This is a genomic window from Amycolatopsis acididurans, from assembly GCF_012328925.1.
Classification (GTDB): domain Bacteria; phylum Actinomycetota; class Actinomycetes; order Mycobacteriales; family Pseudonocardiaceae; genus Amycolatopsis_E; species Amycolatopsis_E acididurans.
Genome location: NZ_JAAXLS010000016.1, coordinates 43,045 through 68,231 on the forward strand (window position 1 = coordinate 43,045; position 25,187 = coordinate 68,231).

31 protein-coding genes and 1 pseudogene are annotated in these 25,187 nt (G+C 67.0%); 18 read left to right on the plus strand and 14 right to left on the minus strand.

The window, feature by feature from the left end:
- Window positions 1–23 precede the first annotated feature (23 nt).
- The 6 genes from HFP15_RS22290 to fxlM all read left to right on the plus strand — a co-directional run bounded on the left by HFP15_RS22290 (window position 24) and on the right by fxlM (window position 5,116).
- On the plus strand, window positions 24–1,205 hold the full coding sequence (locus HFP15_RS22290) for a radical SAM family protein (RefSeq protein ID WP_210717699.1): 1,182 nt from the start codon (window positions 24–26) through the stop codon (window positions 1,203–1,205).
- The gene (locus HFP15_RS22295; RefSeq protein WP_168518655.1) at window positions 1,202–1,819 is read left to right on the plus strand and encodes a 3'-5' exonuclease; all 618 of its coding nucleotides are present in this window, start codon (window positions 1,202–1,204) and stop codon (window positions 1,817–1,819) included. Before HFP15_RS22290 ends, HFP15_RS22295 begins: the two co-directional genes overlap by 4 nt.
- Window positions 1,820–1,866: 47 nt before the next feature.
- The gene (tmk, locus tag HFP15_RS22300) at window positions 1,867–2,523 is read left to right on the plus strand and encodes a dTMP kinase (RefSeq protein ID WP_168518656.1); all 657 of its coding nucleotides are present in this window, start codon (window positions 1,867–1,869) and stop codon (window positions 2,521–2,523) included.
- Window positions 2,520–3,422 carry an aldo/keto reductase gene (locus HFP15_RS22305; protein WP_312871690.1) on the plus strand — a complete coding sequence of 301 codons (903 nt, stop codon included), beginning with the start codon at window positions 2,520–2,522 and terminating at the stop codon, window positions 3,420–3,422. Before tmk ends, HFP15_RS22305 begins: the two co-directional genes overlap by 4 nt.
- Window positions 3,419–3,808 carry a hypothetical protein gene (locus HFP15_RS22310; RefSeq protein WP_168518657.1) on the plus strand — a complete coding sequence of 130 codons (390 nt, stop codon included), beginning with the start codon at window positions 3,419–3,421 and terminating at the stop codon, window positions 3,806–3,808. The genes HFP15_RS22305 and HFP15_RS22310 overlap by 4 nt, the downstream gene beginning before the upstream one ends.
- Window positions 3,809–3,871: 63 nt before the next feature.
- Window positions 3,872–5,116, plus strand: coding sequence for a methyltransferase, FxLD system (fxlM, locus tag HFP15_RS22315; protein ID WP_168518658.1), 1,245 nt, complete (start codon window positions 3,872–3,874; stop codon window positions 5,114–5,116).
- Between the two features lie 332 nt (window positions 5,117–5,448).
- On the opposite strand, the gene HFP15_RS22320 is transcribed toward fxlM, so the two are convergent.
- The 4 genes from HFP15_RS22320 to HFP15_RS22335 all read right to left on the minus strand — a co-directional run bounded on the left by HFP15_RS22320 (window position 5,449) and on the right by HFP15_RS22335 (window position 9,459).
- Window positions 5,449–6,243 (minus strand): DUF2637 domain-containing protein, encoded by a 795-nt coding sequence (locus HFP15_RS22320; protein ID WP_168518659.1) that lies wholly within the window; start codon window positions 6,241–6,243, stop codon window positions 5,449–5,451.
- Entirely contained in the window at window positions 6,243–6,614 is a 372-nt protein-coding gene (locus HFP15_RS22325; RefSeq protein ID WP_312871691.1) for a helix-turn-helix domain containing protein, read from the minus strand. Before HFP15_RS22325 ends, HFP15_RS22320 begins: the two co-directional genes overlap by 1 nt.
- 107 nt (window positions 6,615–6,721) lie before the next feature.
- Window positions 6,722–9,241, minus strand: a complete 2,520-nt coding sequence (locus tag HFP15_RS22330; RefSeq protein WP_168518660.1) for a heavy metal translocating P-type ATPase — start codon at window positions 9,239–9,241, stop codon at window positions 6,722–6,724.
- A complete protein-coding gene (locus tag HFP15_RS22335) occupies window positions 9,238–9,459 on the minus strand; it encodes a heavy-metal-associated domain-containing protein (RefSeq protein WP_168518661.1) in 222 nt (73 codons plus the stop codon). Before HFP15_RS22335 ends, HFP15_RS22330 begins: the two co-directional genes overlap by 4 nt.
- A gap of 93 nt (window positions 9,460–9,552) precedes the next feature.
- Here HFP15_RS22335 and HFP15_RS22340 point away from each other — a divergent pair, with 93 nt between their 5' ends.
- The gene (locus tag HFP15_RS22340) at window positions 9,553–9,984 is read left to right on the plus strand and encodes a MerR family transcriptional regulator (RefSeq protein WP_210717700.1); all 432 of its coding nucleotides are present in this window, start codon (window positions 9,553–9,555) and stop codon (window positions 9,982–9,984) included.
- Between the two features lie 102 nt (window positions 9,985–10,086).
- Here HFP15_RS22340 and merB read toward each other — a convergent pair whose 3' ends face one another.
- Together merB and merA are read right to left on the minus strand one after the other, a co-directional pair.
- On the minus strand, window positions 10,087–10,731 hold the full coding sequence (gene merB, locus HFP15_RS22345) for an organomercurial lyase MerB (protein ID WP_168518662.1): 645 nt from the start codon (window positions 10,729–10,731) through the stop codon (window positions 10,087–10,089).
- Between the two features lie 29 nt (window positions 10,732–10,760).
- Window positions 10,761–12,176: a mercury(II) reductase gene (gene merA / locus HFP15_RS22350; RefSeq protein ID WP_168518663.1), complete on the minus strand. Its 1,416-nt coding sequence runs from the start codon at window positions 12,174–12,176 to the stop codon at window positions 10,761–10,763.
- Window positions 12,177–12,297: 121 nt separating this feature from the next.
- On the opposite strand from merA, the gene HFP15_RS22355 reads away from it, so the two are divergent.
- The 4 genes from HFP15_RS22355 (at window position 12,298) to HFP15_RS22370 (ending at window position 13,677) form a co-directional block, all read left to right on the plus strand.
- The gene (locus HFP15_RS22355; protein ID WP_168518664.1) at window positions 12,298–12,684 is read left to right on the plus strand and encodes an ArsR/SmtB family transcription factor; all 387 of its coding nucleotides are present in this window, start codon (window positions 12,298–12,300) and stop codon (window positions 12,682–12,684) included.
- Window positions 12,685–12,698: 14 nt separating this feature from the next.
- Window positions 12,699–12,968, plus strand: coding sequence for a mercuric ion transporter MerT (gene merT, locus HFP15_RS22360; protein WP_168518665.1), 270 nt, complete (start codon window positions 12,699–12,701; stop codon window positions 12,966–12,968).
- A 121-nt stretch (window positions 12,969–13,089) separates the two neighbouring features.
- A complete protein-coding gene (locus tag HFP15_RS22365) occupies window positions 13,090–13,287 on the plus strand; it encodes a hypothetical protein (RefSeq protein WP_210717701.1) in 198 nt (65 codons plus the stop codon).
- Window positions 13,288–13,488: 201 nt separating this feature from the next.
- Window positions 13,489–13,677, plus strand: coding sequence for a hypothetical protein (locus tag HFP15_RS22370; protein ID WP_168518666.1), 189 nt, complete (start codon window positions 13,489–13,491; stop codon window positions 13,675–13,677).
- Here HFP15_RS22370 and HFP15_RS22375 read toward each other — a convergent pair.
- Both HFP15_RS22375 and HFP15_RS22380 read right to left on the minus strand, forming a co-directional pair.
- Complete coding sequence (locus tag HFP15_RS22375; RefSeq protein ID WP_168518667.1) at window positions 13,664–14,122, minus strand: phosphatase PAP2 family protein; 459 nt, start codon at window positions 14,120–14,122, stop codon at window positions 13,664–13,666. The two genes, HFP15_RS22370 and HFP15_RS22375, sit on opposite strands and share 14 nt — an antisense overlap.
- Window positions 14,122–14,391, minus strand: coding sequence for a hypothetical protein (locus tag HFP15_RS22380; RefSeq protein ID WP_168518668.1), 270 nt, complete (start codon window positions 14,389–14,391; stop codon window positions 14,122–14,124). Before HFP15_RS22380 ends, HFP15_RS22375 begins: the two co-directional genes overlap by 1 nt.
- 57 nt (window positions 14,392–14,448) lie before the next feature.
- Here HFP15_RS22380 and HFP15_RS22385 point away from each other — a divergent pair, with 57 nt between their 5' ends.
- Together HFP15_RS22385 and HFP15_RS22390 are read left to right on the plus strand one after the other, a co-directional pair.
- The gene (locus tag HFP15_RS22385; RefSeq protein ID WP_168518669.1) at window positions 14,449–15,057 is read left to right on the plus strand and encodes a Chromate resistance protein ChrB; all 609 of its coding nucleotides are present in this window, start codon (window positions 14,449–14,451) and stop codon (window positions 15,055–15,057) included.
- Window positions 15,054–15,476, plus strand: a complete 423-nt coding sequence (locus HFP15_RS22390) for a YkvA family protein (protein ID WP_168518670.1) — start codon at window positions 15,054–15,056, stop codon at window positions 15,474–15,476. The genes HFP15_RS22385 and HFP15_RS22390 overlap by 4 nt, the downstream gene beginning before the upstream one ends.
- Window positions 15,477–15,646: 170 nt before the next feature.
- Here the strand turns inward: HFP15_RS22390 and HFP15_RS43550 are convergent, their stop codons facing one another.
- The gene (locus HFP15_RS43550) at window positions 15,647–15,772 is read right to left on the minus strand and encodes a hypothetical protein (protein WP_281355621.1); all 126 of its coding nucleotides are present in this window, start codon (window positions 15,770–15,772) and stop codon (window positions 15,647–15,649) included.
- A 131-nt stretch (window positions 15,773–15,903) separates the two neighbouring features.
- Here HFP15_RS43550 and HFP15_RS42225 point away from each other — a divergent pair, with 131 nt between their 5' ends.
- The gene (locus HFP15_RS42225; RefSeq protein ID WP_210717702.1) at window positions 15,904–16,185 is read left to right on the plus strand and encodes a hypothetical protein; all 282 of its coding nucleotides are present in this window, start codon (window positions 15,904–15,906) and stop codon (window positions 16,183–16,185) included.
- A 251-nt stretch (window positions 16,186–16,436) separates the two neighbouring features.
- Here the strand turns inward: HFP15_RS42225 and HFP15_RS22400 are convergent, their stop codons facing one another.
- From HFP15_RS22400 to HFP15_RS22410, 3 genes are all read right to left on the minus strand, one after another.
- Window positions 16,437–17,114: a haloacid dehalogenase type II gene (locus HFP15_RS22400; RefSeq protein ID WP_312871692.1), complete on the minus strand. Its 678-nt coding sequence runs from the start codon at window positions 17,112–17,114 to the stop codon at window positions 16,437–16,439.
- A 107-nt stretch (window positions 17,115–17,221) separates the two neighbouring features.
- Window positions 17,222–17,770 (minus strand): carboxymuconolactone decarboxylase family protein, encoded by a 549-nt coding sequence (locus tag HFP15_RS22405; protein WP_168518672.1) that lies wholly within the window; start codon window positions 17,768–17,770, stop codon window positions 17,222–17,224.
- A gap of 59 nt (window positions 17,771–17,829) precedes the next feature.
- Window positions 17,830–18,462, minus strand: a complete 633-nt coding sequence (locus HFP15_RS22410) for a TetR/AcrR family transcriptional regulator (RefSeq protein ID WP_312871693.1) — start codon at window positions 18,460–18,462, stop codon at window positions 17,830–17,832.
- 267 nt (window positions 18,463–18,729) lie between these two features.
- Here HFP15_RS22410 and HFP15_RS22415 point away from each other — a divergent pair, with 267 nt between their 5' ends.
- The 3 genes from HFP15_RS22415 (at window position 18,730) to HFP15_RS22425 (ending at window position 22,101) form a co-directional block, all read left to right on the plus strand.
- The gene (locus tag HFP15_RS22415) at window positions 18,730–19,479 is read left to right on the plus strand and encodes a Crp/Fnr family transcriptional regulator (protein ID WP_168518673.1); all 750 of its coding nucleotides are present in this window, start codon (window positions 18,730–18,732) and stop codon (window positions 19,477–19,479) included.
- 154 nt (window positions 19,480–19,633) lie between these two features.
- Window positions 19,634–21,010: a dihydrolipoyl dehydrogenase family protein gene (locus tag HFP15_RS22420; protein ID WP_168518674.1), complete on the plus strand. Its 1,377-nt coding sequence runs from the start codon at window positions 19,634–19,636 to the stop codon at window positions 21,008–21,010.
- A 362-nt stretch (window positions 21,011–21,372) separates the two neighbouring features.
- A complete protein-coding gene (locus HFP15_RS22425; protein ID WP_168518675.1) occupies window positions 21,373–22,101 on the plus strand; it encodes a mycothiol-dependent nitroreductase Rv2466c family protein in 729 nt (242 codons plus the stop codon).
- A gap of 155 nt (window positions 22,102–22,256) precedes the next feature.
- Here the strand turns inward: HFP15_RS22425 and HFP15_RS22430 are convergent, their stop codons facing one another.
- Complete coding sequence (locus HFP15_RS22430; RefSeq protein WP_168518676.1) at window positions 22,257–22,805, minus strand: carboxymuconolactone decarboxylase family protein; 549 nt, start codon at window positions 22,803–22,805, stop codon at window positions 22,257–22,259.
- Between the two features lie 289 nt (window positions 22,806–23,094).
- On the opposite strand from HFP15_RS22430, the pseudogene HFP15_RS22435 reads away from it, so the two are divergent.
- Window positions 23,095–24,239: pseudogene (locus HFP15_RS22435) on the plus strand (glutathione-independent formaldehyde dehydrogenase).
- 212 nt (window positions 24,240–24,451) lie between these two features.
- Here the strand turns inward: HFP15_RS22435 and HFP15_RS42230 are convergent.
- Complete coding sequence (locus HFP15_RS42230; protein WP_210717703.1) at window positions 24,452–24,907, minus strand: Crp/Fnr family transcriptional regulator; 456 nt, start codon at window positions 24,905–24,907, stop codon at window positions 24,452–24,454.
- Window positions 24,908–25,187 lie beyond the last annotated feature (280 nt).

Sequence of the window (25,187 nt, forward strand, 5' to 3'; positions counted from 1 at the left end):
CGTGCCTTCCTGCCGGAGACTCATTGGAGGAGCACGTGACACCCGTACCTCTGCTCACGGCCGACCAGCTCGCCAAATTACCGGCGCGCGCCCGCGATGTTGTCGAGTATCGCAAGTCGGGGCTGTCGCTGAACCATATACAGGGTTGCCCCGCTGACTGCTCGTACTGCATCCGCCACACCTATGGCATTTGGGACATGCGGGAGCCGCGAGCCTTGATGTCGGACGCCGAGGCGGTTGAGCAGCTGGTCAACCACCGATACTTTCAACCGCACGTCACGCCGATTCAGGTGTTCAACCGGGCAACTGATCCTTTCGTGCCCAAGGTCAAGGCCCACACCTTCGCCGTGCTCGAAGACCTCGACCGCCGCGGGCTCGGTAACCATGTCCTCGTGATCACCCGGTATCGAGTCACACCCGAGGACTGCGCACGCCTCAACGCACTCACCAGCATCAAGGTCACTTTGCTGTTCACCTACTCGGGCATCGCCGATCGGCGGCTGGAGCCCTTCCCTAGTGAGGTAGCCGAGACCTCGCTACGTACGGCTGCAGCGCTAGCCCGCTCCTACCGAACAGTCTTCTACTGGCGTCCTCTCGTCCCGGGCATCAACGACACATCGGAGCATCTGGCGAAGGCTGTCGAGTTGAGCCGGATCGCACATGCCACCGTGTTCACCGGGTTGTTCTACAGGGACGAGATCGCCCAGTACTACAGGGACAACGGCCTTCCCGAGCCCTACGATGAGACCGCCCGACGCAAGATCGTTCCCGAGGCCCTGGAGCGACGCATCCTGGACGCCTTCGCTGACAGCAACGGCGGCCCGCTGTTTCGCAAGACCTCCTGCGCGGTGTCCTTCGTCCACGAGCTGCCGGACTACAACGGGCACTACGGTATTCGAAGCGAGCTGTGCGACATCTGCCCACTTCAACAAGTGAAGCTGTGCGCCCAAGCCCATCGCGTTCCGGCTGAGGACACCCTGCGGTCGATCGCCACCCGGCTCCCCGAAGCGCAAGAGCTTCGCGTGATTGACATATCCGAGCAAGCAGCCATCGTCGCCGGGCTGGATGATGAGCAGCCCCGCTACTACCTGCAGCACGCGCTCGGATTCCAAATCCACGACCAACGGCACCCACACCGCTCGCGGCGACACGGACGCGCCGACATCGGCTGGGACACCACCGACGCGACGAAGGCATCGACGTGACCACCACCCACTCCTGGACCACACAGCGCTATCTCGTCGTCGACGTCGAAGGTAACGGCGCACGTCCCCCTGACCTGGTGGAGTTGGCGATGGTTCCGATCACCAGCGGAACCATCGGCACTCCCATCTCCTGGCTGGTGCGGCCAAGCAGCCCGATCACATGGCAGGCCCGCAAGGTGCACGGCATCACCAACGACCAGGTCGCCGACCTGACCACCTTCGATGCCGTTCGCGACTCGGTCACCAGCCACGTCGCCGACGAAGTGGTAGTTGTCGGCCACAACGTGCGAGTCGATCTCGACGTGCTCCGTCGGAAGCTGCCTAGCTGGCAGCCGCACGCCGTTCTAGACACTTTGCGGCTCGCCCGAGCACTTCTGCCCGACCTGCCCTCGCGCAAGCTCGGTGCCCTCGTCGATCACCTCGATCTAGCCACCGAGCTGCCCGCCGGGCTGCAACCGCACCGGGCAACCTACGACGCGCTGGTCACCGCCCGCCTGTTCGCGGTGCTCGCCACCCGCGACGACGGCAGCCCGCGTGATGTCGCCGAGCTGAATGATCTAGGTGGCCTGCCCCAGCCTGACACCACCGCCGAGGCCCAACCCGGGCTCTTTTAGACCCCATCAACTCGACCTGCCGCTCACCTCTCTCTGCGAGGTCACGCATGCACCAGCCACGAGGCTTCTTCATCTGCGTTGACGGCCCCTGCGGCGTCGGCAAGACCACCACGGTCCAGGCCCTCGGCGACCGGCTCCGCGCCGCCGGACTGCCAACCCATCTCACCGCAGAGCCCACCAGCCAGGACATTGGCGCGCTTGCTCGCGCTCGCGTGCACACCGACACATCGGGCCACGCGCTGGCGTGCCTGTTCGCGGCTGATCGCTACGAACGTCTGCACACCGAGATTCGCCCGCACGTGGCTGCGGGCGACATCGTCGTCAGCGATCGCTATGTCGCCGCCGGCCTGGTGATGCAACGGCTTGACGGCGTCGACCTTGACTTCCTCTGTGCTATCAACGCGTCCGTCGACCCACCGGACCTCGCAGTCATCCTTACGGCCGATCCAGCGCTCATCGCGCAGCGCCTCCGACAGCGCGGTCCCCACAACCGGTACCAGCACAGTCCCGACATCAGCGCCGAAGAAACAGCCCTCTACCTCGACGCTGCTCACAGCCTCAGCGCGGCCGGAGTCCAAGTACTGCGGCTGGAGACCAGCCTCTACCCACCGGACACGCTCGCCACCATGATCCACACCCGTATCGAGGCTCTTCGGCAGGAACGGCTCGACAGCGCGCTACCGCAGAAGGAGCCGACCCCGTGAACCACCCCACTGCATCATCGAGCGGTTTCCGAATCGGCCGAGACCTTCCCGTGCACCGTCTCGGCTACGGCAGCATGCAACTCACCGGCCCCGGTCACTGGTACCACCCCGCCAACCCCGATCAAGCCAAGCATCTCCTGCGCCGCGCGGTCGATCACGGCGTGAATCACATCGACACCGCCGACGCCTACGGCCCGGAAACCGCCGAACACCTCATTCGCAAAGCCCTTCACCCGTACCCGGATGACCTCGTGATTGCCACCAAAGGCGGACTCACGCGACAGGGACCGAACCAATGGGCGCCCGTCGGCCGACCCGAATACCTCCGACAATGCGTCGAGATGAGCCTGCGACGCCTCGGTCTGGAGCGAATCGACCTGTATTACCTCCACCGCATCGACCCCAGTGTGCCGCTCGATGCCCAGCTCGGCGTCCTCGCCGACATGCAGACGGAAGGAAAGATCAGACATCTAGGTCTGTCTAAAGTGGACATCGATCAGATTCGTCAAGCCACGGAGCTGATTGCCATCGCTGCGGTGCAGAACAAGTACCACTTGGGGGACCAAGCCCACGACAGCGTTATTCGTCACTGCGAGGAAACCCAGACAGCGTTCGTCCCGTACGCCCCACTGGGAGCCGGTCAACTGGCCAAACAACAGACCACTCTCGACGACCTCGCACGGCGCTACCGCGCAACCAGGACGCAGCTGGCTCTCGCGTGGCTGCTGCAACGCTCCTCGGTGATCCTGCCCATCCCCGGCACCAGTTCCGAGGCCCATCTTGATGACAATCTTGCGGCTACCGACATCAGCCTGGAAATGGATGATGCAGATTTGCTGACTGCGGGCTTTGCGCAGCCAACCAGCCAGAGCCAACGACCAACAGCGAGCCTGTCGTGACTTCGCTCCAACTCGATGACCTGCTGACCGAGCTGCGTCGCCGGCACTGGACCCTCTTCCGCTGGGGTGAGGCAAATGCACCGACGCTTATTGCCGCAGTGCAGCAGTGGGACGCATGCGCGGACGTGCTCATCCTGCGCTCCGAGGACGACGCCACAGCGTTCCGCGTGCCGGACGCGCAGGGCTCCAACGTCCTTGTGCCAGAGAAGGTCTCGTACCAGTACCACGCGAGCGCGCTCTGGACGTTGCGAGCGATCTTGTCGCTACCGACGCCGGACTCAACTGCCGCCCCGACGACAATCGAGACGCCGCACGCCAAGTGCCGCGTTCCCGAAGGGTTGCCGCGCCCGATAGTGATCCGGCCGTTGTCACCGCACCCCAAGTAGGAAAGAAGCCGACTCCGCCTTGCCCAGCCATTTACCGCATTACCACGTTGACGAAGGGTTCGAATGAACGCCGCCACCTCCACTGACACCTCGCCCGAGTCGCTGCGGGACGCCATGATCGCGCGGATCAAGGACGCGGGATACACGCTGAGCCGATCCGTCGAGGGGGCAATGCGGGCGGTCGAGCGCCATCCGTTCGTGCCCGGTGCCGGGCTCGCCGATGCGTACGCGAGTGACATCGTGGTCACCAAGCGGGGACCGCAGAACGAGGTATTGAGTTGCCTGTCCGACCCATCGATTGTGGCCCTGCAACTGGGGCAGCTCGACGTTCGGCCGGGGCACCGAGTGCTCGAAATCGGCGCAGGCACGGGATACAACGCAGCGTTGCTCGCGTACCTGGCCGATCCGCACGGACATGTCACCACGGTCGATGTTGACACCGACGTTGTCGCCGAAGCCCGGCGGCTTCTCGCGTCCGCGAAGGTCGACAACGTCGACGTGGTGCGTGGCGATGGCGCACTCGGCTACCCAAATGGTGCTCCGTACGATCGGATCGTCGCTACAGTCGGTGCCTACGGCATACCGGACAGCTGGCTGTCTCAACTCGCACCTGGTGGCAGGTTGGTTGTACCGCTCCGCATTGGCGGGAGTGTTTCCCGCTCGATCACGTTCGAGCGCAGTAAGAACGGCGGGTGGCACAGCGTTGACCACCAGATGTGCGGCTTTGTGCCGCTTCGCGACGGCATCGCCGACGACCCGCGGCACACCATCACCCTGACCGCCGACAAGGCGGTCACCCTCCATCTCAACCAAGAGCACACCGTCGACCCTGCGCGGCTAGCCGGCGTGTTCGACCAACCACGGACCGAGGCATGGACCGGCGTGACCTTCGGACCGATGAAGTCGATGGAGTGGATGTACCTGTGGCTCGCGTGCACCCAGGACAGTGGCCTATGCCGCGTGACCGTCGAGCAAAGCGCGGTGGACTCCGGCCTGGTGAACCCGATGTTCCAATGGGGCGCCATGGCCGTGGTGGGCGACCGTGAACTCGCCTACCTGACCTGGCGAGCCGCGGAAGGTGCCAGGGATCGCCGCGAGCGTGCGGAGATCGGCGTCATCGGACATGGCCCAACCGGAACCGTGCTCGCCGATCAAGTCGCTGAGGAGATCCAGACCTGGAGCGAGAAGTTCCGAGACCGCCACGTCCGATTCGAGATCCCCACTGGCGGCATCGATTCCTCGGACCCTCGGGGCGGCCGGTTCTTCCTCGATCGACCCCACAACCCCATCACCGTCATCTGGCAATGACCGACACATCGACAAGATCACTACATCACGGCCAATTCATTGGGGCTACAAGGAAACGGCCGCACCCCTGGGACCCGATTGAAGCGGGACGGAGCACCATGGCTATCAAGATCGTGCACGTGGACCGCGGGCAAGAGGTCCGATTCGGCGACCGTACCGCCGCCGAGCGGTATGCCGAACGGTACGGCGGCGGGCTCACGAAATGGCAGGTCGTGACGGTCCCAAGGCCAAGGCCGGTGACCGGCAGGAGTCGCTGCTGATCCACAGCGGCACCGCGCGCCGGTGCACTCTTCACCGGCTTCGCCAGTGCAGTAGTCGTCGCACTCCCGGGTTCATGCCGCCCCCGCCAACACACCCGTTCCTGGTTGACGGTCTTGTCGGATGCGGCGGGTCAGGGACCGGGCTCGGCGGGAGCCGATGCTGAGGTGTCGGCGCAGCGTGTCGGCCGAGATCGGACGCTGGTACATGTTCCAGTGCTCGGCATCCAGCCGGTATGCCTCCTCGCGTAGAGGATCATCGTCGGCGTCATGATGCTCGCCTGATGAGCCTGAATCCTCGTTCTTGGCGCTGTGACCAGGCATCTTGTTCCACACCGTGCGCGGCGCTGGCACATCATCAGCCGCTACCGCGATTTCGGTCGGTGGAGGTACCTGGCTCGGAACCGCCGAGGGCGTGACCGCAGGCTCGGGGTCGCTGCACTCAGTACCGGCGTGGGAACGGTGGCGTTTCAGAGCTTGGTTGAGCAGTTCGACCGACAACAGCAGCGCCAGCGGTGGGCAGGCCGCCACGGCGATAGCGAAGGCGTTCAGCTCGGGTGCGGAGGCCACGTTGGCGCAAAGCGACAATCCGATACCCAGACTGAACGACAGCCATGCCTTCCACTGTCCTGCGGCACGGCGATAATGGCTAGTTTTCCACAGCTCGACCGTTGCCATCGTCAAGAGCCCGTCCACAATGAGTGGCCAGAGGGTGGCAGTGGTTTCGTCGGCACCGAACCGCAGGGCGAACTGCCGGCCGTGCCGATAGGAGACGTAAGCAGCGCCCACGGCAACGAGCAATGTGCAGGCGCACTGCAGACGGAGTGATCGATCAGGAGAAGGGCGCGACGTGATTGGCCTGGTGGTCATCAGGCTTCACCCGCCCGAGGCTGTCCATGGCTGTCCCGCATGGCGACCCCGCGCTCGTGCAGCCGCTGGCGCACGGTGTCGGCGGCGACGTCCATGCGCGCGGCGATCCGGGCCAGCGACCACCCCTGGCTATAGAGCCGGACTGCGTCGTCGATCTGCTCGTCGGTCAGGCCACGGCGGCGCATGGCCACGCCCTGGCGATGCAATACCGCGCTGACGGTGCGGCGTTCGATGCCGAACTGATCGCCCAGCTCGTAGACGGTCGCACCGGCCTCGTAGCTCTTGATCAGTTGCTGTACCTGGTCGTCATCGAGCTGTCGTGAGACGGCGCCAACGGGCGTGACCTGGACTTCTGGACCTTCAACCAGCACGTCGTGGTGGTTCGTATGCTTTAGCGTTAGGTCCACAGGAAGAACTCAGGAAGCCCCTCTAGGTGGTTTGACCTGCACTGATGCGAGACAAAGGGTCTCTTGTGGTGTCAGTTGGATCGTGTCGGTGTGCGAACCTCCTTTGGCGCCTGGCGGCCAGCAGAATCGGCCATTCCTGTATTTCCTCCCTGCGCTGGTTCTTCTGCGGTGACGGCCTTGCCGACGCTGCCGATGGCGTTGGTGAGCAGCTTTGGGCGGGTGCCGATGGAGTTAATGAAGATGGCCGTGACCGAGGCGACCATGGCCAGCATGGCCCAGATCGGCGAGATCAGGCCGGTGGTGGCGATGGGGATGCCGATGCCGTTGAACGTGAACGCCAGGGCAACATTGCCCCGGGTGCGCCCGTAGGAGTGAGTGCTGACCTCGTGGGCATCCAGGATCGTGCTGACGTCTTCGCGCAGGAGCACTATGTCGGCGGATTCCACGGCGATGTCGGTACCACCACCGGCTGCGATACCGACGTCGGCCTGCATCAGCGCGGGCGCGTCGTTGATCCCGTCGCCGGCCATGGCCACCCGAGTGCCGTCGGCCTGCAGTTCGCGCACGATGTCAGCCTTGCCCTGCGGACGCACTCCCGCGCGCACCTGCTCGATACCGAGCTGGCCGGTGATGTGCCGGGCAGCGCGCTCGTTGTCCCCGGTGACCAGTACCGGTTCCATGCCGCGCTCGCGCATGGCGGCCACTGCCTCGGCGGCATCGCCACGCGGCTGGTCGCCGAGGGCGATCACTCCGCGGGCGTGCTGGTCGACACTGATAGCGATGACGGTGTGCCCGGCCGATTCGAGGCGGTCGATCCGCTCGGCGAGTGCGGAGAGATCGATGCCGGACTCGGTTAGCAGGCTCGGGCGGCCGGCGAGTACGGCGTGTCCGCCCACAGTGGCCTGCACACCGCCGCCGGTGATCGAGTCGAACCCGGTAACCTCGGTGAGCGGGAGGTTCTGCTGCTGCGCGGCGTCCACGACCGCCCGCGCCAGGGGGTGTTCGGAGTGGCTTTCCGCCGTGGCGGCCAGACTCAGCAGCCGGTCGGTGTCGCCGTCTGTGGCCTCGACGGCACGGACGACCGGTTTGCCGACGGTGAGCGTGCCGGTCTTGTCCAGCACAATGCGACGGACCAGCCGGAAGGTCTGGAACGCCTCCCCGGTGCGCATCACGATGCCACGATCGGCGGCGGTACCGGTGCCCCGCACGATGGCCAGCGGCGCGGCGATCCCGACCGCGCAGGGATAGCCCATTACCAGCACGGACAGCGCGGCAAACACCGCGTGCCGTACATCCACGACCCCGGTGATGGCCCAACTTGCGGCCAACCAAACGAGGAGGGATGCCGCAGAGAGGGACAGCACGGTGGGGGTGTAGACCCGCAGCACCCGGTCGACCACGTGCAGGATTCCCGGCTTGAGTGCCCGCGAGTCCTCCACGTGCCGGACGACCTGGGATAGGAAGCCTTCGGCGCCGGTGGCGGTGACCTCGATGAACAGACTGCCCGTGCCATTGATCGCCCCGCCGACGACCTCGTCGCCCGGGCCGCGCTCTGCGGGCACGGGCTCGCCGGTCACCAGCGAGAAGTCCACCGCTGAGGCGCCGGAGGCGATCCGGCCGTCCAGCGGGATGCGCTCCCCGGGGCGCACCCGGACGTGCTGTCCCACCGCGATGTCCTCGACGGGTACCTCGTGCTCGGTGCCGTCGTCGAACTGCACCCGGGCCAGGTCGGGTTGCAGATCCAGCAGCTTCTTGATCGCCTGGCTGGAGCGGGTTTTGACCAGCAGCGACAGCCACTCGGAGAAGATGTGGTAAGTCGCCACCACGACCGAGACGGTGAAGAACTCCTCGGTCGGGTAGCCCGGCAGTAGCCCGGTCAACCCGATCGCCCCGCCGACTAGGCCGGCGAACGCGGCGGATTCCTGCAACACGTGCTGGTTGAGGATGCCCCGGCGCAGCGACTGGTAGGCCATCCGCAGGATGTGGGCCGCGACCCCGAACACAGTGGCCACCGCTAACCCGGCGGTGACCCAGCCGGTGACCGGCGGCTCCAGCACCCCACCGATGCGCAGCGCTAATGCGACCGCTCCGGGGCCCATCACCGCCAGGCCAAAGCCGACCGCCCGGACGTGGCCAGCGCGCCGGGCCACGGTGAACACCAACGCGAACGCGGCCACCAGCAGCGCGCCACAGAGGATGTTCCACCAGCCCTCGGCGATCTGGGGCATCGCCACCAGGGCCAACCCGAGCGCGACGAACAGCCGCCTGCCCTCGCGCACCAGATCACGTTCTTCATCCTCGAACGCCCGCAGCTTGCGCGGGTCATACAGGTCATAGCCGACGTCGCGCAGGTTGCCCAGAATCCGTTCCGGCGTGACCCGCTCGGTCTCATAGTCCACGAGCACTTGCTCGTGGGTCAGGCTCACCGCGACGTGGCCGACACCGTCCAGTCGGCCGAGGGTCTTTTCGATCGTGCCGGTGCACAGCGAGCAGTGCAGACCCGTGATCTTCGCTCGAATCCGCCGATGCCCTGGCTGCGAGCTCGGCTCGGACTCCCACAACGGGGACCGTTCCTCGGTGACCGCAGTCATGACGTGCCCCCCTCGACAACCTCGAAGCCCGCGCCGGTGATCCGCTCGACCAGTACCGGGCGACCGGGCCACTCCGCACCCACGCGAACCTCGACCCGGCCGGTCGTGTGATCGGCCGTGACCTGCCGCACGCCCTCCAGCCGGCGCAGCATTGCGGCGATGCGCTCGGCACAGCCGTCGCAGGCCATGCCGGTCACCTGCAACACGATCGCGTCCATCGCCAGCTCCATTCCCACGCTGAACTGCTGTTTCTTGGTTACGGAGCCACGCTAGAACCTTGCCGTCGGGGTAAGGTCAAGGATGAGGGTTCGATGAAGGAGGCCGTTGTGGGCCTGACTGTGGGTGCCGCGGCCAAGGCCGCGGGAGTGAGCGCGAAAGCCGTGCGGCTGTGGGAATCCAAAGGACTTCTTCCGCCTGCAGAACGCACGGCGGCTGGGTACCGCCTGTTCACCGATGCCGATGTTGGCGTGTTGCGGTTCATTCGCCAGGCCAAGACGCTTGGGCTCCAGTTGTCGGAGATCAAGGACATTCTTGATCTGCAACGCGGCGGCGCCACCCCGTGCACGCGGGTCACCGAACTGCTCGATGGCCGCATCGCCGAGATCGATCGCACCCTTGCTGATCTTCGCGCCCTACGCCGCTCGTTGACTTCGGTCCGCCGTGCCGCCCGCGACGGCCAGCGTCGCGGTGAGCACGCCGTCGTCTGCCAGATCATCGAGCGATCCCCCGACGCAGGCCGGTGATCGCCACTGCACGGTGGGTGCACACCACTACGGTGAGTGCCGTCGTCGGATGCGTCGGCCCATCGCACCTCAACCGCCGTCTTGTAGTCCTGGCCTCGCGGGTTAGCAGCGGCTCTCGGTGCTGGTGTGCTGGCACGACGCGGCGGTGACATCGCTGCCGAAGTCGTATGCCTCGGCGACCGGCAGCACCGAGGCATCTGGGTGGTCGGCCCGCCACGGGCGCGCGGCGTCCTGGCTGGCGAAGAAGTGCACGTGGTTGCAGAAGGCCGTGCGGACCGAGGCGAGGTCGTCGGGGGTGACTAGTGAAACCACCGCCGTGGGTGGGTCGATGCTGGTGACTCCGGTGTCGTCGATGGTCAAGTGAATGCGCGCGCCGGTGGTGCGGCAGGGCGAGGTGACGTGGGCAGGGCGGCCGAGCAGTCGTGGATAGACCAGGGTGTCCATGGCACACCAGGTGTAGAGCACGAGCCCGTCGATCTCGAAGCGGTGTGGGGTCGGCCGCAGGGTGAGGCCCGCGCCGACGATCCGGCCCGCCTCGTCGTATTCGATGTCCGGCGTGCTCGCCAGAGCACGGCGAACCTCCCGCACCGGTTGGCCGTGGGCGGCGGCCAGGTCCTCGATGGTGACCGGTTCGCCGCGGGCGAGCAGGCGCAGCAGCGTGAGTGCGCGCCATCCTCCGGTCACGTCGGTTTCGGGGCGGAAGACGGAGTCCAGTGTGGACGTAATCTGTTCGCGTTCGGTGCTCACGATGGTGGCCTTTCTGCGGTGTGTTGGGGTTATGCGGCGCAGCAGGAGAGTTTGGTGACGTCGCGGGTGAAGGTTTGCGCGGCGAGTTTGAGGGATTCGGCCATGGTCAGATAGGGGCACCACAGCTCGCCCATCTCGTAGACACTCATCTGGTTGTGCAGCGCGTAGACGGCGGTGGCAATCACCTCGCCGGCGCCGTCGGCCAGCACATGCGCGCCGAGCAGGCGCCCGGTGCCGCGTTCGGCGACCAACTTGACCAGGCCGCTGGTGTCGCGATTGACCAGCGCTCGGGGCACGTGTTCCAGGGGCAGCACCCGGCATTCGCAGTCATAGCCCTGCGCTTGGGCCTCGGCGTCGGTGAGACCGGCGGCGGCGACCTGGGGGCGGGTGAAGGTCACGCGTGGCAGGTGGTGGTAATCCAGTGTTCGACCGGCCTGGTGGAAGGCGTTGTCGACCACGACCGCACCGTGCGCGCCGGCGACGTAGACGAACTGCGGGTGCCCGGTCACGTCTCCGGCGGCCCAGATCCGTGGGTTGTCGGTGCGCAGCTGCTCGTCGGTGACGATCTGGCCGCGTTCGCCGATGCGCACCCCGACACTGTCGAGACCGAGCCCGTCGGTGACGGGCTTGCGGCCGGTGGCCATCAACAGCTCATCGGCCCGCAGCTGGTGGGGGTGTCCGTCCGCGTCGCGCAGCTCGGCGACCACCTGCCCGTCTTTTCGGCTCACGCGGGTGAGGATCGTGCCGGTGTGCACGCCGATCCCGGCTTCGGTGAAGATCTCGGCGAGCGCGCCGGAGATCGCGGGTTCCTCGGCCGGGGCCAGTCGATCCTGCATCTCCACGACCTCGACACGCGCCCCCAGGTGGGAGAACAGCTGAGCTTGTTCCAGCCCGACGTAGTTGCCGCCGACCACCAGCATCGAGCCGGGCAAGGCTTGGAGTTCCATGGCCGTGGTGGAGGACAGGTAATCCACCTCGTCGAGCCCGTCCACCGGCGGCGTCCACGGCGCCGATCCCGTTGCGAGGAGGTAGTGCTCGGCCTCAATCCGACGCGTGCCGCCCTCGGCGAGGGAGACCTCCAGCGCGGGACCGTCGACGAACCGGGCGTGGCCGGGAAGGATGTCCCAGCCGTACTCGGTGGCCAAACCGGTGTATTTGTCGTGCTGCATCCCAGCGACCAGGTCGGCTTTGCCCTTGATCAACTCGGCGAAGGCGAGCTCGTCGGCGCTGGCCCGAACACCGGGGAAGCGGTCGGCCGAGAGCGCGACGTGCCGGGCCTCGGCGGCGGCCAGCAGCGCCTTCGAGGGCACGCACCCGGTGTTCACGCAGGTGCCGCCGACGGTGCCGCGCTCGATCATCACGACCGAGCGGTCCTCCCGCCGGGCGGCGATCGCCGCGGCGAACGCGGCACCCCCGGAGCCGATGATCGCCAGATCGAAATCCATCCCATCACCCTTTCCGCGTGCGGCGGCGCACCCGCCCGCTCGTATTCGTCTTGCCGGATGTATGTTGGCACCATAATATCCGTCTTGGCGAATATGTACAGATGGCTGGGAGGCGCCCCGCATGAGTGAGGCCGCGAAGCTGGCCCCGGTCTCCGGGTTGCTCGGCGATGGAAACGAAGTGGGCACGGTGGCGAAGTTCTTCCGTGCCCTGGGTGATCCAAGCCGACTGCGGCTGCTGGAGTTCTTGCTGGACGGCGAGCGCTCGGTCAGCGAGTGCGTAACTCATATAGATCTGTCCCAGGGTCGGGTCTCCACCCACCTGGCGTGTTTGGCTGACTGCGGCTATGTGCAGGCTCGCCGGGAAGGTCGCTGGTGCTACTACCGGGTGGCCGATCCGCGGGTGGCCGAGCTGGTGATGCTGGCCCGCGCGCTGGCCGCTGACAACTGCGCGGCCCTGGCCGCCTGCGAGCGCATCGACGCCCCGGAGACCGCGCCGAGGCGGAGCTGAGCGAGGGAGAGCCGATGGCTGCCATGGACAAGCGGGGCGTGCTGGCCACACTCGGCGTCGGTGTGGTGCTGGTGTTGTGCTGTGCCGCTCCCGCCCTGATCGCCGCGGGCGTGTTGGGTGCGCTCAGTGCGTGGCTGCGTAACCCATGGGTGATCGGTGCTGCGATCGCGGCGGTGCTCGTGCTGGTGTGGCAGGTCCGGACGCGGGACCGGCGCGGAGACACAACCGGTAGTCACTCCGATCGCTGCCACCCCAGCGGCGACGACAGGCCGTCCTCCCCGTAGCACGCGCTGAAAACGATCGCGCCGTACACGACGGTGATCCGCACCGCGACGCTGCTGCTGTTGTCCTGCTCGGGTGGTGGATGCTTCGACGCCTCGCTCGCCAGCACCCTCGTTTGCGCTGGTGGACCAGGTCGTCGGACGCGTACGGGGCCAGCATGTTGCCGATGCGACGAATGCGAGCCCGCGCCGCACGGCGCTGCTGGTCTGCGGCGAATGCGATATGACCGCCCAATTCGACATCGGCCCCGGTCTCGTGATCCGCGGTCTCGACGCCTACCTCGATACCGCGAAGCAAGCCAGCGCGGCCAGCGCACGTTGACCCTGGCCTGTTGGCCTGTCAGCGGGTGCTACGTGCTGCCCCAGCTCGGTCGATTGCCGGTACAGGTCGAACCTTGTTGACATGTTGACCGGACTACGGCACGACACACTCGCGTGTCGGAACAGGCGAGGAAAACGGTCTCGATAAGGAGTTGCGCAGCCGAGTTGGAGGAGACTGCACGGTGCCACCAGGCGATGTCCCATGCTTCGCATAGAGCCCCGGCAACGGGCCCTGCTGGTGGAGATCGCCCGCAACCTCACCGACCGAATGGGGCTCAAGGTCAGCCTGGAGGCGGCGCGCACGAAACTGGTTTCACTGGACAGGCTGGTCCGCAACCATACCGTCGGCGGTCTCGTCGACATCGGCATGCCGGTCATTAGCCACCGGTAACGGTGCCGGGTCCCGGAAGTTCATGGCCTTGCCGAGCGACGGATCGGCGCCGCCGCAACAGCAGGTGCGCGGTGATCACGGTCAGCGCCCAGGCCGCGCCGAGCGCCGCGGCGGCGAGGACGTCGGTGGCCCAGTGCACGCCGAGGTAGACCCGGCTGGCGGCGACCAGCGCTGCCAGCGCGCACGCGCCGGGCCACCACGCCAACACCGCCACATGCGTGCGGGTGTGGCGGGCCAGCAGGTAGGCGGCGATCAGCAGCAGCGCGGTCGCGACCGTGGTGTGCCGTGAGGGAAAGGAGAACCCGGTTTCGGGCAGCAGTTGCCACCACGAGTCGGGTCGGGTGCGGCCGGTGAGGTTTTTCACCACCGTGGCCAGCACGACCGCGCCGAGCCCGGTCACCGCGGTCAATACCAGTGGTGCCCAGGTCCGCGCCCGCCACGTCATCACCATCGCGAACCCGACAACCAGGGCGGCGAGCGGGTCTCAGCGGCCGTCGATACTGCCTCGAAGAAACCGGTCAGCGGCCCAGCGCGGTGCTCGACCGCCTCGGCCAGCACGTCATTGTCGACCAGCGCGGTCTGCCGATCGAGCACCTGGTCGGACACCGCGCCGAACACCGCGAGGGCCAGCAGCGTGCCGGCGGCGGCGATGCCGGTCCGCAGGAGCAAGCCCTCCGGGCGGACTGAGCTGGTGGCGGGCTGGTGAACAGTCATCCACGTCTCCTCGGGGACACCTGGACCAGGTCGTTGTAAAGCCCGTAGCATAGCGACGTGACGAACGAAGCACACGAGCGGGCCTGGTCGCTGATCAGTGTCTCGACTGCCGGCGGTGCGGGCACGCTGCGCGTGCAGGTGTGGCGCAAGCTGCGCTCCCTCGGCGCGCTGTACTTGCAGCAGTCGGTCTGTCTGCTGCCCGCTCGCCCGGAGGTCGTCAAGGAGGTGCGGCGGCTTGCCGACCGGATCCGCCACCAGGGCGGCACCGCCCGCGTGCTGTCGATGGCGTTCACCGACCCGGCCGAGGAACAGGCCGTGATCGCCGAGTTCAACGACGCCCGTGACGCCGAGTACGCCGAGGTCCTCGAGCGCCTGCCGGAACTCCGGCAGGAGCTGGCCGCGGAAGAAGCGCGGGGCAACGCCACCTACGCCGAGGTCGAGGAATCGGAGGCCGACTTGGAACGCTTCCGCGCCTGGATGTCCAAGATCGCCGCCCGCGACTACTTCACCGCCCCCGGTGGGCAAGCGGCCCGCGACGCGATCGAACAGGCCGCCGCAGAACTCGCCGCGTTTGAGGAAGCCGCGCTACATGCCGAAGCCCCCGAGCACGGCCAGGCCCCGACCGGCACGCAGGCGCCGCACCTACGGGTGGTGGATCAGCCATGACCGACTCGTTTTGGCTGGACCTGCTCATCGGTATCGCCGCCGCGCTGCTGCTCGCGTGGCTGGCCCTAGTCGTCGTCCTCATTATCGCCCGCCCGCGCGGTGGCCTGCTACTGGAGGCGCTGCGGCTGCTGCCCGACGTACTTCGCCTGGCTCGGCGACTCGCCGCGGACAAGACCCTGCCGCGCGGGGTCCGCGTCCGGCTCGGCCTACTGCTGGCCTACCTCGCGTTCCCGATCGACCTGGTCCCCGACTTCATTCCCGTACTGGGCTACGCCGACGACGCCATCATCGTCACCGCCGTGCTCCGCAGCGTCGTCCGCCGCACCGGAATCGACGCCGTCCGCGCGCATTGGCCCGGCACCGACGACGGGTTTACCGCCGTCGCCAGCCTCACCGGACTCAATCACCCAGCGCGGTGACGCAGCTGGGCTCACCGTGCTGGCCGTCTCGGCCGCCGCGTTCGCGCTCGCCCTGCTGTCGGCGGTCGCAGGCTTCGGCGGCGGGGTGCTGTTGCTGCCGGTGTTCACCGTTCTGCTCGGACTCCGGGTTGCGGTGCCGATGCTGACACTGACCCAGTTGTCCAGCACCGCTAGCGGGTCTGGCTCAACCGCCGCGAGCTGCGCTGGCCACTCATCAGCTGGTTCGCGCTCGGCGCGGTGCCCTGCGCCGTCGCCGGCAGGCTGCTGCTCGCCCACGCGCCACTCGCCCCGCTCAAGTGACTCCTCGACGTGTTCCTGATCGGCTTGGTGATCTGGCGACGGATGCGGTTGCAACCGCGCCGACCCACCGAGCCGGCCTTCGCTGCGTCCGGCCTCGGGGCCGGCGCTACTGGGCTCGGTCGGACCGTTGACCGCACCGTTTTTCCTCACCGTCGGCCTGACCCGCGCGGCCTACGTCGGCACCGAGGCCGCCAGCGCCCTGACCATGCACCTGACCAAGATCGCCACCTACGGCTCCGGAGACCTGCTCACCAGCACCGTCTGGCTCTACGGCGCCGCGCTGACTCCGGCGACCCTGCTCGGCGCCTGGGCCGGCAAGAAGATCGTCGGCCGATCAGCGACCGCGCGTTTGTCCTGCTCGCCGAGATCGGCCTGCTCGCTGCGGGCGCGCTTCCTGATTGGCCTATAGGACAAGAACTTCGCGTTGGGATCGGCCGTATAGGACAGAGTGTTAGTCCAGTAAAGGCAGCGTTGCCCGACGTGGCGCGTCAGCGAGCAGGCTTCGCGGGGCGACTGTGGGATGTCGGCGCGGGTGCCGGCTGAAACCCGAGTCGAGGGAGGTTTCCGGGTTCGGTGTCCAGTCGGTGCGCCTGCTCGCAGAGGGCGCAGATGCACACGTCTGTTGCCCCACCCGAAGCAAGGGGCATCGGCAGCCGCCATTCATGGCCGGGTCGGGTCTCCCGGCTTGCCTGTTGGCAGTGCGGTGAGTCGCCGAGCGACCTCGGTGAGGTCTTGCCCGACGACGTCTGCGGGGAGGAACACGTCGGCGTAGTGGCCTTCCAGCCGACTGGCCCAGCCGGTGGTCAGCCCGGCGCGTTTCGCGCCGTGGCAGTCGAAAGCGTGCACGGCGACCAAGGCGACCTCGGAAGCGGCGTGGCCGATCTCATTCAGCGCATGCTCGTAGACCTGAATCGGCGGTTTCCAGCTGTGGATATCGGCCACGCTGATCACCTGATCAACGTGGTCGGCGAGCTCGTTGCGTTGCAGGAACTGGGTTGTGGTCTCGGCGGTGCCGTTGCTCAGGCACGCCAGGGAAATCCCCGCGTCGGCCAAGATCTGCATGGCGGGTTCGACGTCGGGGTGGGCAGGCAGGTCACCGAAGCCAGTCAGCACATGGGCGATGGCATCGTCGTCGAGTTCACCGCGGGCAAGCGTACGCAGGGCCGCTGCGGCCACGTTCGGGAACGGTTCGTAGTCGCCGGCCAGGGTCAAGGCCATGCCGTCGCGCAGCAGCCGGTCGAACCAACGTTCCAGCAGCTCCGGGGCCAGGCCAATCTCGGTGAATCGAAGCCGGAGAGGCTCCAGGGACATCAGCGTCTCCACGACGTCGAACGCCACTGTTCGAGGCCGAGTGGGCATAGGATCTGCCTCCTGTGGTCGTGGCTGCTTGCCCGATGAGAGCTGCGGGTGGGGTGGGCGCTCGCACCCACCCCACCCGCAGTGGGTCAGGTGTTCCAGGTGTGTTCCTGGAAGGCGTCGTCGACCGGGGTGTTGGCGAAGTGGTTGGTGTAGTTCGACAGGGTCTTCATCGCGACGCCGAGCACGATGTCCAGGATCTGGCGTTGGCCGTACCCGGCAGCGAGGAAAGCCTGCGTCTCGTCCTCGGGCACGAAGCCTTGATGGGCGATCACCGCCTGGGTGAAGCGCCGTACAGCCTCCAGCGACTCATCCGGGATGGGCTTGTCGGTGCGCACGGCTTCGATGGTGTCGGTATCCACCCCGGCTTGCTGGGCCATCGCCGAGTGCACCGCCATGCAGTAGTGGCAGGAGTTCTGTCGGCTGGCGGCCAGCCACACGACATGCTTGGCCTGTGTGGACAGTGACGTGTTCTGGAATTGTTCGCTCAGCGCCTGGTACCCGTTGAACGCCTGCGGCGACTCGGCAAACACGCCGTACAGATTCGGCACAAACCCGAAGTTCCGCTTGGCGTGCTCCAGCGCGGGGGCCACCTCCTGCGGGGCGGTGTGCTCGTCGTGGATGCGGAATTCCACCATGGACTCGATCCTTTCGTTAGTGGTGTTTTGTCGCGTCGTCGGCGAAACCAGCGCCGGAATCAGGCCGGGGACGCCTCCGGCCAGGTGGTGGCCGGGCTGGCCGGATGTCGGAGCACGCCCAAGGCGGCATCAACGGCCGAACGCAACGTGGACGGGTCGGCGCCCGCGCGCGACCGCAGGTTGACCCCTTGCGCGAGCAGTGCGAGATGTTCGGCACTGGCGTCGATCACCACATCGTCGCGGAGCTGACCACCCTGCTCGGCCGCGCGCAGCGCCGCGGCCAGGCCAGTGACGAGATGCTGGTGATGCTCGCCCAGCACCTCGCGAACACCCGGGTTCGTGCCTTCGGCGGCGACCTGCAGATTGGTGGCCAGGCAGCCCCAGCGGGCGCGCGGCCCCGAGCAGCGCACTGCGATCAGCTGACCGAAGAACGCCGCGACGGCTGGCAACCCCCGCCCGTCCGTTTCCAATTGCCGGAACGCCGGGTCCGCGTGATCGGCCAGGTACCGTCGCAAGGCGCTCAAGCAGAGTTCGTCCTTGCTGCCGAACGTCGCGTACAAGCTGGAGCGGCTCAGGCCCGTGGCGGCCACGATCTCTTCCATCCCGGTGCGTGACCAGCCGCGCCGCCACAGCAGCGGCACCACCTGGGCCACCGCCACATCAGGATCGAAGTGTCTGACGTCCGGCACCACACCTCCAACTTGGAACGACCATTCCAAGTTAGGTTGTTGGTAGGCCACTCCGCAACAGGGCTGTGGAACTGGGATCAGCACCGAGCTGCGTTGACCACGCCCCGGGTGCCGGCGAGGACGACGGCGCTGTTGGGCACGGCCCCTTCCTCCTCGGCGCTCCGGGCGGGTGAGCGCGTCATCCCGCCCGCTTACCCGCCGTGCCCCTCATGCGAACCCGCCCTCGCGCTGGAGCCGACGAAAATGTCAGCGTGATGACATGATGGGCCCATGACGTTCTCCCGCGTGTCGTCCGCGGCGCTGGACCGCGCCGTACGCCTGCTCGGGCCCGGTGGCGCTACGGAGATGGCCATCCGGCAGGCCGCGTGGGTGGCACGGTGCGTCGGGCGCGGAGAGTCCTCGCCATTGAGCCCCGACGATCTCACCGCGCTGGCGACATTCCTGCGCACCCGCGCGCTCGCTCGGGGCGAGCTGCTGTTCCCGGCCGGTTCGGCACCGCCCGGGGTGTGGATCATCCAGCACGGACGCGTCGAGCTGTCGGTGGGCACCGGCAGACGGCGTTCGGTGGTGCACGTACTGCAGCCCGGCGACGTCGACGGCGACATCCAGCACCTGCTGGACATGCCCCTGCCCTACACCGCCCACGCGCTCGACGAGGCCACCGTGCTTTTCTTGGCCGCGCCCGACTTCGAACAGCTGCTCGGGCAACGCCTGACGATCACACGGCGCTGGCTGTCCAGCGTCGCCGAGCGCCTGGCGGCCAGCCAGCACCGCGTGATCGGCCTGCTGGGCCGGTCGCTGACCGAGCAGGTCGCCCAGCTCTTGCTGGACGAAGCCGTCGAGGACCAAGTTCTGCTACCCCAGCGCACGCTGGCGGCCATGGTCGGCGTGCAGCGACCCTCGCTGAACAAGGTGCTCAAGGACTTTGAACGGCAAGGCTTGATCGCCGTGCGCTACGCGGCGATCGAACTGGTCGACCGCGACGGGTTGTACCGGCTCCTCGAACCGGGCCCCACGTAGTTCAGGCGGTGGCGGGGGCTAACTCCTCGCGGAATGGTGCGACGCACGCACAACGGGATTTCCCTGTTCGGGTGCTGACACTCCACCGGCGGACGGCGAGCACCCGTGGTGTGCTGACCGGCGGTGGTGCAGCCGCATGCTTGGAGGATCACTCATGGCCGCTGAAGAGGTCGACATCGTCGTGGTCGGGATGGGCCCGGGTGGCGAGGAGGTGGCGGCGCGGCTCGCCCGTGCGGGGCTGCACGTGGTGGGCGTGGACCGGCGCCTGGTAGGGGGTGAGTGCCCGTACTTCGCCTGCGTTCCGACGAAGATGATGGTCCGCGGCGCCGACGCTCTGGCCGAGGCCCGGCGGGTGCCAGAACTCGCGGGTACGACCGAGGTGCGGCCCGATTGGGCACCGATCGCAGACCGGATTCGCGAGGAAGCCACCACTGACTGGGACGACGCGAGCGCCGTGCGGCGATTCGAAGACACGGGTGGGCATTTCGTCCGGGGCACCGGTCGCGTGACCGGCCCCGCCGAAGTCACCGTCGCCACGGGCGAGAGTGAACGTGTCTTCCAGGCTCGCCGCGGGATCGTGCTCAACCCCGGCACTGAGCCCGCCATCCCGCCGATCGACGGCCTGGAGGGCACTGGATTCTGGACCAACCGGGAGGCTGCGCAGGCCCGCGAGATCCCTCGCTCCCTGGTGGTGCTCGGTGGTGGCCCTGTCGGCGTCGAGTTCGCCCAAGTGTTTTCCCGCTTCGGCAGTGATACCGCGCTGGTCGAGGCCGCACCGCGCCTGTTGCCCGGAGGGGAGCCCGAAACCTCCGAGAGCATCACCGACGTGCTCACCAGCGAAGAAATCACCGTCCACACCGGTGTCGCTGCCCGACGGGTGCGGCATCACGACGGCCAATTCACGGTGGAGCTTGATTCCGGCATGACCCTGTCGGCGGAACAGCTGCTCGTCGCGACTGGGCGGCGCACGGATCTCGCAGAGCTCGGTGTGAAGCAGGTGGGCCTCGACGACAGCGTGAACACCATCGAGGTGGACAAATGGATGCGCGCCGCCGACCGGGTGTGGGCCATCGGGGACGTGACCGGGCGTGGCGCCTTCACCCACACCTCTGTGTACCAGGCGCGGATCGCCGCCGCCGACATCCTGGAGCAGGGCGGGGAAACCGCTGACTACCGAGCAGCTCCTGCGGTGACGTTCACCGACCCGGAAGTCGCGGCAGTCGGACTCACTGAAGCACAGGCGCGCGAACACGGGCTCGCGGCCCGCACTGCTGTGAGCGAGATCCCGTCTTCGGCACGCGGGTGGATCCACAAAACCGGCAACGCTGGTCTGATCAAGCTCGTGGCCGACGGCGACCGTGACGTGCTCGTGGGGGCGAGTGTGGTCGCTCCCGCAGGCGGCGAGATTCTGGGAATGCTAGCCGTCGCGATACACGCCGAGGTGCCGCTTTCTCAGCTGCGGAGCATGATGTTCGCCTACCCTACGTTCCACAGGGCGATCGAACCCGCCCTGGAGGCCCTCTCCAGCTAAAGCTGCTTTGTCATCGGTCGTGGGCAAGTGCGCAGAGGCGGGCGCGTTCGGAGGCTGTGCTGGCTATCGACGCCCACATCGAGTAGGTCGACCAGCGAAACGCGGTCTCCTGCCGCTGGGAGCACGTGCTTCGCGCTGTGGTCAACCGTGGCCCCGTAGGCTGGTCGAACGCCGTCCGCGCGTCGGGCGTCTGCTGGGTGCGCACGTGCTCGCCGGGCTTGCGGGCGATATCCTGACGACCGTCATCCACGACTCGCAACCAAGTGATGGTGTGCGAGTCGGATCAGTCGTGCTGCCCACATCCGGCCCTGGTCACGCTCGTTTGCTGCCGCCGGGAGCAGGACATGGCGTAATCTTTGTAGATGGCCGATGCGGACATCCACTTCTATTTCGACCCGGTGTGCCCGTTCTGCTGGATGACGAGCAAATGGGTGCGCACCGTCCAGGCACAGCGCGGTTACAGGGTGGATTGGCGGTTCATCTCGCTGCGGCTGGTGAACGCTACCGTCGACTACGAGGCGCAGTTCCCGCCCGAATACGAGGCTGGCCACACTGCGGGGCTTCGTCTGCTACGGGTAGCGGCTCGTGCTCGCGCCGAACATGGGCGCGACTCGGTGGCCCTGCTGTACACCGCACTGGGAAGCCGCATTTTCGACCGGGAGCCCGTACCGGACACTGCTGCACACCATGGGTACCGTGGCACTCGCGAGTTCGTGGAGCCGATCCTGGCCGAAGTGGGTCTGCCCAGCCAGCTCGCTGACGCCCTGGACGACGACTGCCGAGATGAGGAGATCCGCGCGGAAACCGACGAAGCCTTGGCCCTGACCGGAAAGGACGTCGGCACACCGATCCTGCACTTCGAGCCCCCAGACGGGATCGCGTTCTTCGGCCCGGTGATCAGTCGACTACCTGACGAGGAACAGGCACTCGTGCTGTGGGACCACGTCGTCGGTCTGGCGCGCTTTCCCGGTTTCGCCGAGCTGAAGCGCAGCTTGCGTGAACTGCCGCAACTGCGTGCTCTCGGGATGAGCAACGACGAGGTGGGCGTGCAGGAGGACTGGCACGGTGGCAGCCGCCGCCAAAAGCGTTAACACCGCTCGTGAAGATTCGCCGGGGAAGGCGCCCCCGGAATGAGCCGTAGATGCCCGGCGACGTGGTCATCGTACGGCTCAATCCGGGCGGCGATGGGCTTTCGGGAACGGTCTGAAGTCGTCGCCGAGACTGCTACCGATCCCGATGGTTCCGATCAGGCTGCCACGCCGGGTGCGGCCGGGATGTCGAGTTCGGTGTGGGCGTAGTGGTTGAAGTAGTTGGTGAAGATGTTGACGATCACGTGGGTGAACAGCTCGGTCAGTTCGGTGTCGCTCCAGCCGGCGTTGCGGGCCTGATTCCAGGTGGCCTCGTCGACGTCGCCGCCGTTGCTGTTGATGGCGCGTGCCACGTTGAGCAGCGCTGTCAGCTTCGGGTCGGCGTCGATGCCGCCGTTGCGGATAGCCACGGTCTCGTCCTGCGACCAGCCGGCTGCCTTGGCGCCCTGGGTGTGGGCTGACTGGCAGTAGCCGCAGTCGTTGCTGTTACCGACAGCCAGGGCGATGGCTTCGCGCGTGGCGGCATCGAAGGTGCCGTGCTCGGCGATCGCGTCCTGAATACCGCCGTAAGCGGCGAGCACTACCGGGGCATGGGCCATCTCACCGTGAATGTTGAGCACTTTGCCCACCTGAGCCTGAAGCGCTTGCAGACGCTCGCGTGCCGCGTGCGGGGCGTTGTCCACTGAGTACACCGGGATGCGTGGCATTTGATGTTTCCTTTCGTCGCATGTTTCTCGTGCGTTCGGAAGCGACGACCATGCCCGGACCTCGCTGGTGCGGTGTCCGGTCGTTCGTCGGCGACTGCGCTTGTGGTCTAAAACTAGGCGAGTGCCTCCTTCATTCCAGGGAAAGCCGAACGAGGCGGCTGAGCCAGATGAGTGTCAGCGTGGTGACAGGACGACGCGGTGCGCAGCGCGATGCGCGTACCGAACGTGACGTTTCGCCGTGCCTCGGATAGGGAATCCCACAACTCGCACTGTGTTGAGGAGCGTGTTCATGAAGGCCGTCGTGTACCACTCGCCGTACGAACTCTCTCCGTTGACGACGTAGCTGATCCGACCATCAAGCATCCGACCGATGCTCTGGTGCGCATCACGACGACCGCGATCTGCGGATCTGACCTGCACATGTACGAAGGCCGCACGGACGCCGAGTCCGGGATCATCTTCGGTCACGAGAACATGGGGATCATCGAAAAGGTCGGGCAGGGCGTCACCACGCGTCGCGAGGGCGATCGCGTGGTCTTGCCGTTCAACGTCGCTTGTGGTTACTGCGACAACTGCCGAGCGGGCAAGACCGCGTTCTGCCTGACGGTGAACGCACCGGGCGCGGGCGGCGCCTACGGCTACGTCGGCATGGGGCCGTACTCGGGTGGGCAGGCCGAATACCTGCGCGTGCCGTTCGCGGACTTCAACTGCGTCCCGCTGCCGCCGGGCGAGCAGCACGAGGACGATTTCGCCCTGCTGGCCGACAGCTTCCCGACCGGGTACCACGCCACGGAGCTCGCCGGGATCCGGCCCGGGCAGACGGTCGCGGTCTACGGCGCGGGGCCCGTCGGTCTGATGGCTGCCTGCTCGGCGATGCTCAAGGGGGCCAGTCGGGTGTTCGTCGTGGACAAGGTCAGCGAACGGCTGAAGCTGGCCGAGCGCATCGGTGCCGAGCCGATCGACTTCACCCGTGGTGACCCGGCCGGGCAGATCAAGGAAGCGCTCTCCTCCGCAGGCGTGGATCGCGGTATCGACGCCGTCGGGTACCAGGCGACGGTGGCCGAAGGCGAGGAACAACCCGCGGTCGTGCTCAACCAGCTGATCGACACGGTGCGACCCACGGGTGCGATGGGTACGGTCGGCCTCTACTTGCCATCCGATCCGGGAGCGCCGAGCCAAGACGCCGCGAACGGCCGGCTGCTGATCAACATCGGTACCTTCTTCGAGAAGGGCCTGCGGATGGGGACCGGTCAGGCCGACGCCAAGAGGTACGCGCACCAGCTGCGGGATCTGATCATCGCCGGGCGCGCGGAGCCGAGTTTCGTCGTGTCCCAACGGCTACCGCTGTCCCAGGCGCCGGATGCCTACGCCCGGTTCGACAAGCGCGAGGCAGGTTATTCGAAGGTCTTGCTGCGGCCCGCGTTGGGCCGCTGAAGCGGTGCCTGTCACGGTGACAACCGACCTCTTGGCAGACCCATGTACCTGTAGCAACGTAGCTGGTCATCAGTGGTGACACCTTTCCGGACCGCCGAAACCTGGGCAGACCCCATGATGGAGGTGCACACTGTGCTCGTTTCGTTGCCAGCACGGAGGAATCCGGCGACACGTACCGCCTGGTTTCAGGCAGGTACAGGCATTCGCCCAGCCTACAGCGGGTTCCCGGGATCGGAGAGTGGTCGGCCACCGTCTTCAGCGTAGGTCAGCAGACGTTCCCGGTTGGTGACGGTGATCTTTCCACGATGCAGCCGGATCAGCCCGTGGTCGGCCAGCTCCCCCAGAGCAGTGGTGGTGCGTTCGCGGGTAGCGTTGACCAGGCTGGCGAGCTGGTGGTGAGTCAACCGGACCGGCTCGGGCTCTGTCCCCGAGGGAGTCCCCTTGGACAGGGTCCACAGTGTGCTGACCAGTCGTTCCGGGAGGCTCTTGCATGCCAGGTCGGTCAGGCGGTGTTCGAGTTCGCTGATCCGCTCGGTCATGTGCTCGACGATGCGGGTGGCGATTCGCGGGTCCGCGAGCAGCAGCTGCCGCACATCGTGCACACTCATGAGACACAGTTGCGACGGTTCCAGTGCCTCGGCCCAGTTGCCGCCCATCCGCAGCCCCATGAGCGGGATCTCCCCAAACACGGTGCCGGCGGCTCAGCAGCGCGGTGGTAACCGTCTGGGCCGTGGCGCTGATCTGGTAAAGGCGTAACCGGCCTCGTTTGATGATGAACAGCGTCTCGGTCGGCCGCTGCGGGCTGTAGACCACCTGCCCCGCCGCGACGGTGCGCAGCGGGGCATGCGCTCCCAGGTTGGCGATTTCCCGCCGGGACAAGTCCCGGAAGAGATCGACCTCGGACAGACAGTAGAGGTTGTCCGGCACCGGCCCTCCGGTAGTGGTTGC

Excerpts from the sequence above, each read along its gene's own strand:
- tmk (WP_168518656.1), top strand. The coding sequence starts at position 1,867 with ATGCACCAGCCACGAGGCTTCTTCATCTGCGTTGACGGCCCCTGCGGC.
- fxlM (WP_168518658.1), top strand. The coding sequence starts at position 3,872 with ATGAACGCCGCCACCTCCACTGACACCTCGCCCGAGTCGCTGCGGGAC.
- HFP15_RS22320 (WP_168518659.1), bottom strand. The coding sequence starts at position 6,243 with ATGACCACCAGGCCAATCACGTCGCGCCCTTCTCCTGATCGATCACTC.
- HFP15_RS22330 (WP_168518660.1), bottom strand. The coding sequence starts at position 9,241 with ATGACTGCGGTCACCGAGGAACGGTCCCCGTTGTGGGAGTCCGAGCCG.
- HFP15_RS22335 (WP_168518661.1), bottom strand. The coding sequence starts at position 9,459 with ATGGACGCGATCGTGTTGCAGGTGACCGGCATGGCCTGCGACGGCTGT.
- HFP15_RS22340 (WP_210717700.1), top strand. The coding sequence starts at position 9,553 with ATGAAGGAGGCCGTTGTGGGCCTGACTGTGGGTGCCGCGGCCAAGGCC.
- merA (WP_168518663.1), bottom strand. The coding sequence starts at position 12,176 with ATGGATTTCGATCTGGCGATCATCGGCTCCGGGGGTGCCGCGTTCGCC.
- HFP15_RS22355 (WP_168518664.1), top strand. The coding sequence starts at position 12,298 with ATGAGTGAGGCCGCGAAGCTGGCCCCGGTCTCCGGGTTGCTCGGCGAT.
- merT (WP_168518665.1), top strand. The coding sequence starts at position 12,699 with ATGGCTGCCATGGACAAGCGGGGCGTGCTGGCCACACTCGGCGTCGGT.
- HFP15_RS22370 (WP_168518666.1), top strand. The coding sequence starts at position 13,489 with ATGCTTCGCATAGAGCCCCGGCAACGGGCCCTGCTGGTGGAGATCGCC.
- HFP15_RS22375 (WP_168518667.1), bottom strand. The coding sequence starts at position 14,122 with ATGACGTGGCGGGCGCGGACCTGGGCACCACTGGTATTGACCGCGGTG.
- HFP15_RS22380 (WP_168518668.1), bottom strand. The coding sequence starts at position 14,391 with ATGACTGTTCACCAGCCCGCCACCAGCTCAGTCCGCCCGGAGGGCTTG.
- HFP15_RS22390 (WP_168518670.1), top strand. The coding sequence starts at position 15,054 with ATGACCGACTCGTTTTGGCTGGACCTGCTCATCGGTATCGCCGCCGCG.
- HFP15_RS22405 (WP_168518672.1), bottom strand. The coding sequence starts at position 17,770 with ATGGTGGAATTCCGCATCCACGACGAGCACACCGCCCCGCAGGAGGTG.
- HFP15_RS22415 (WP_168518673.1), top strand. The coding sequence starts at position 18,730 with ATGACGTTCTCCCGCGTGTCGTCCGCGGCGCTGGACCGCGCCGTACGC.
- HFP15_RS22420 (WP_168518674.1), top strand. The coding sequence starts at position 19,634 with ATGGCCGCTGAAGAGGTCGACATCGTCGTGGTCGGGATGGGCCCGGGT.
- HFP15_RS22425 (WP_168518675.1), top strand. The coding sequence starts at position 21,373 with ATGGCCGATGCGGACATCCACTTCTATTTCGACCCGGTGTGCCCGTTC.
- HFP15_RS22430 (WP_168518676.1), bottom strand. The coding sequence starts at position 22,805 with ATGCCACGCATCCCGGTGTACTCAGTGGACAACGCCCCGCACGCGGCA.
- HFP15_RS42230 (WP_210717703.1), bottom strand. The coding sequence starts at position 24,907 with ATGGGGCTGCGGATGGGCGGCAACTGGGCCGAGGCACTGGAACCGTCG.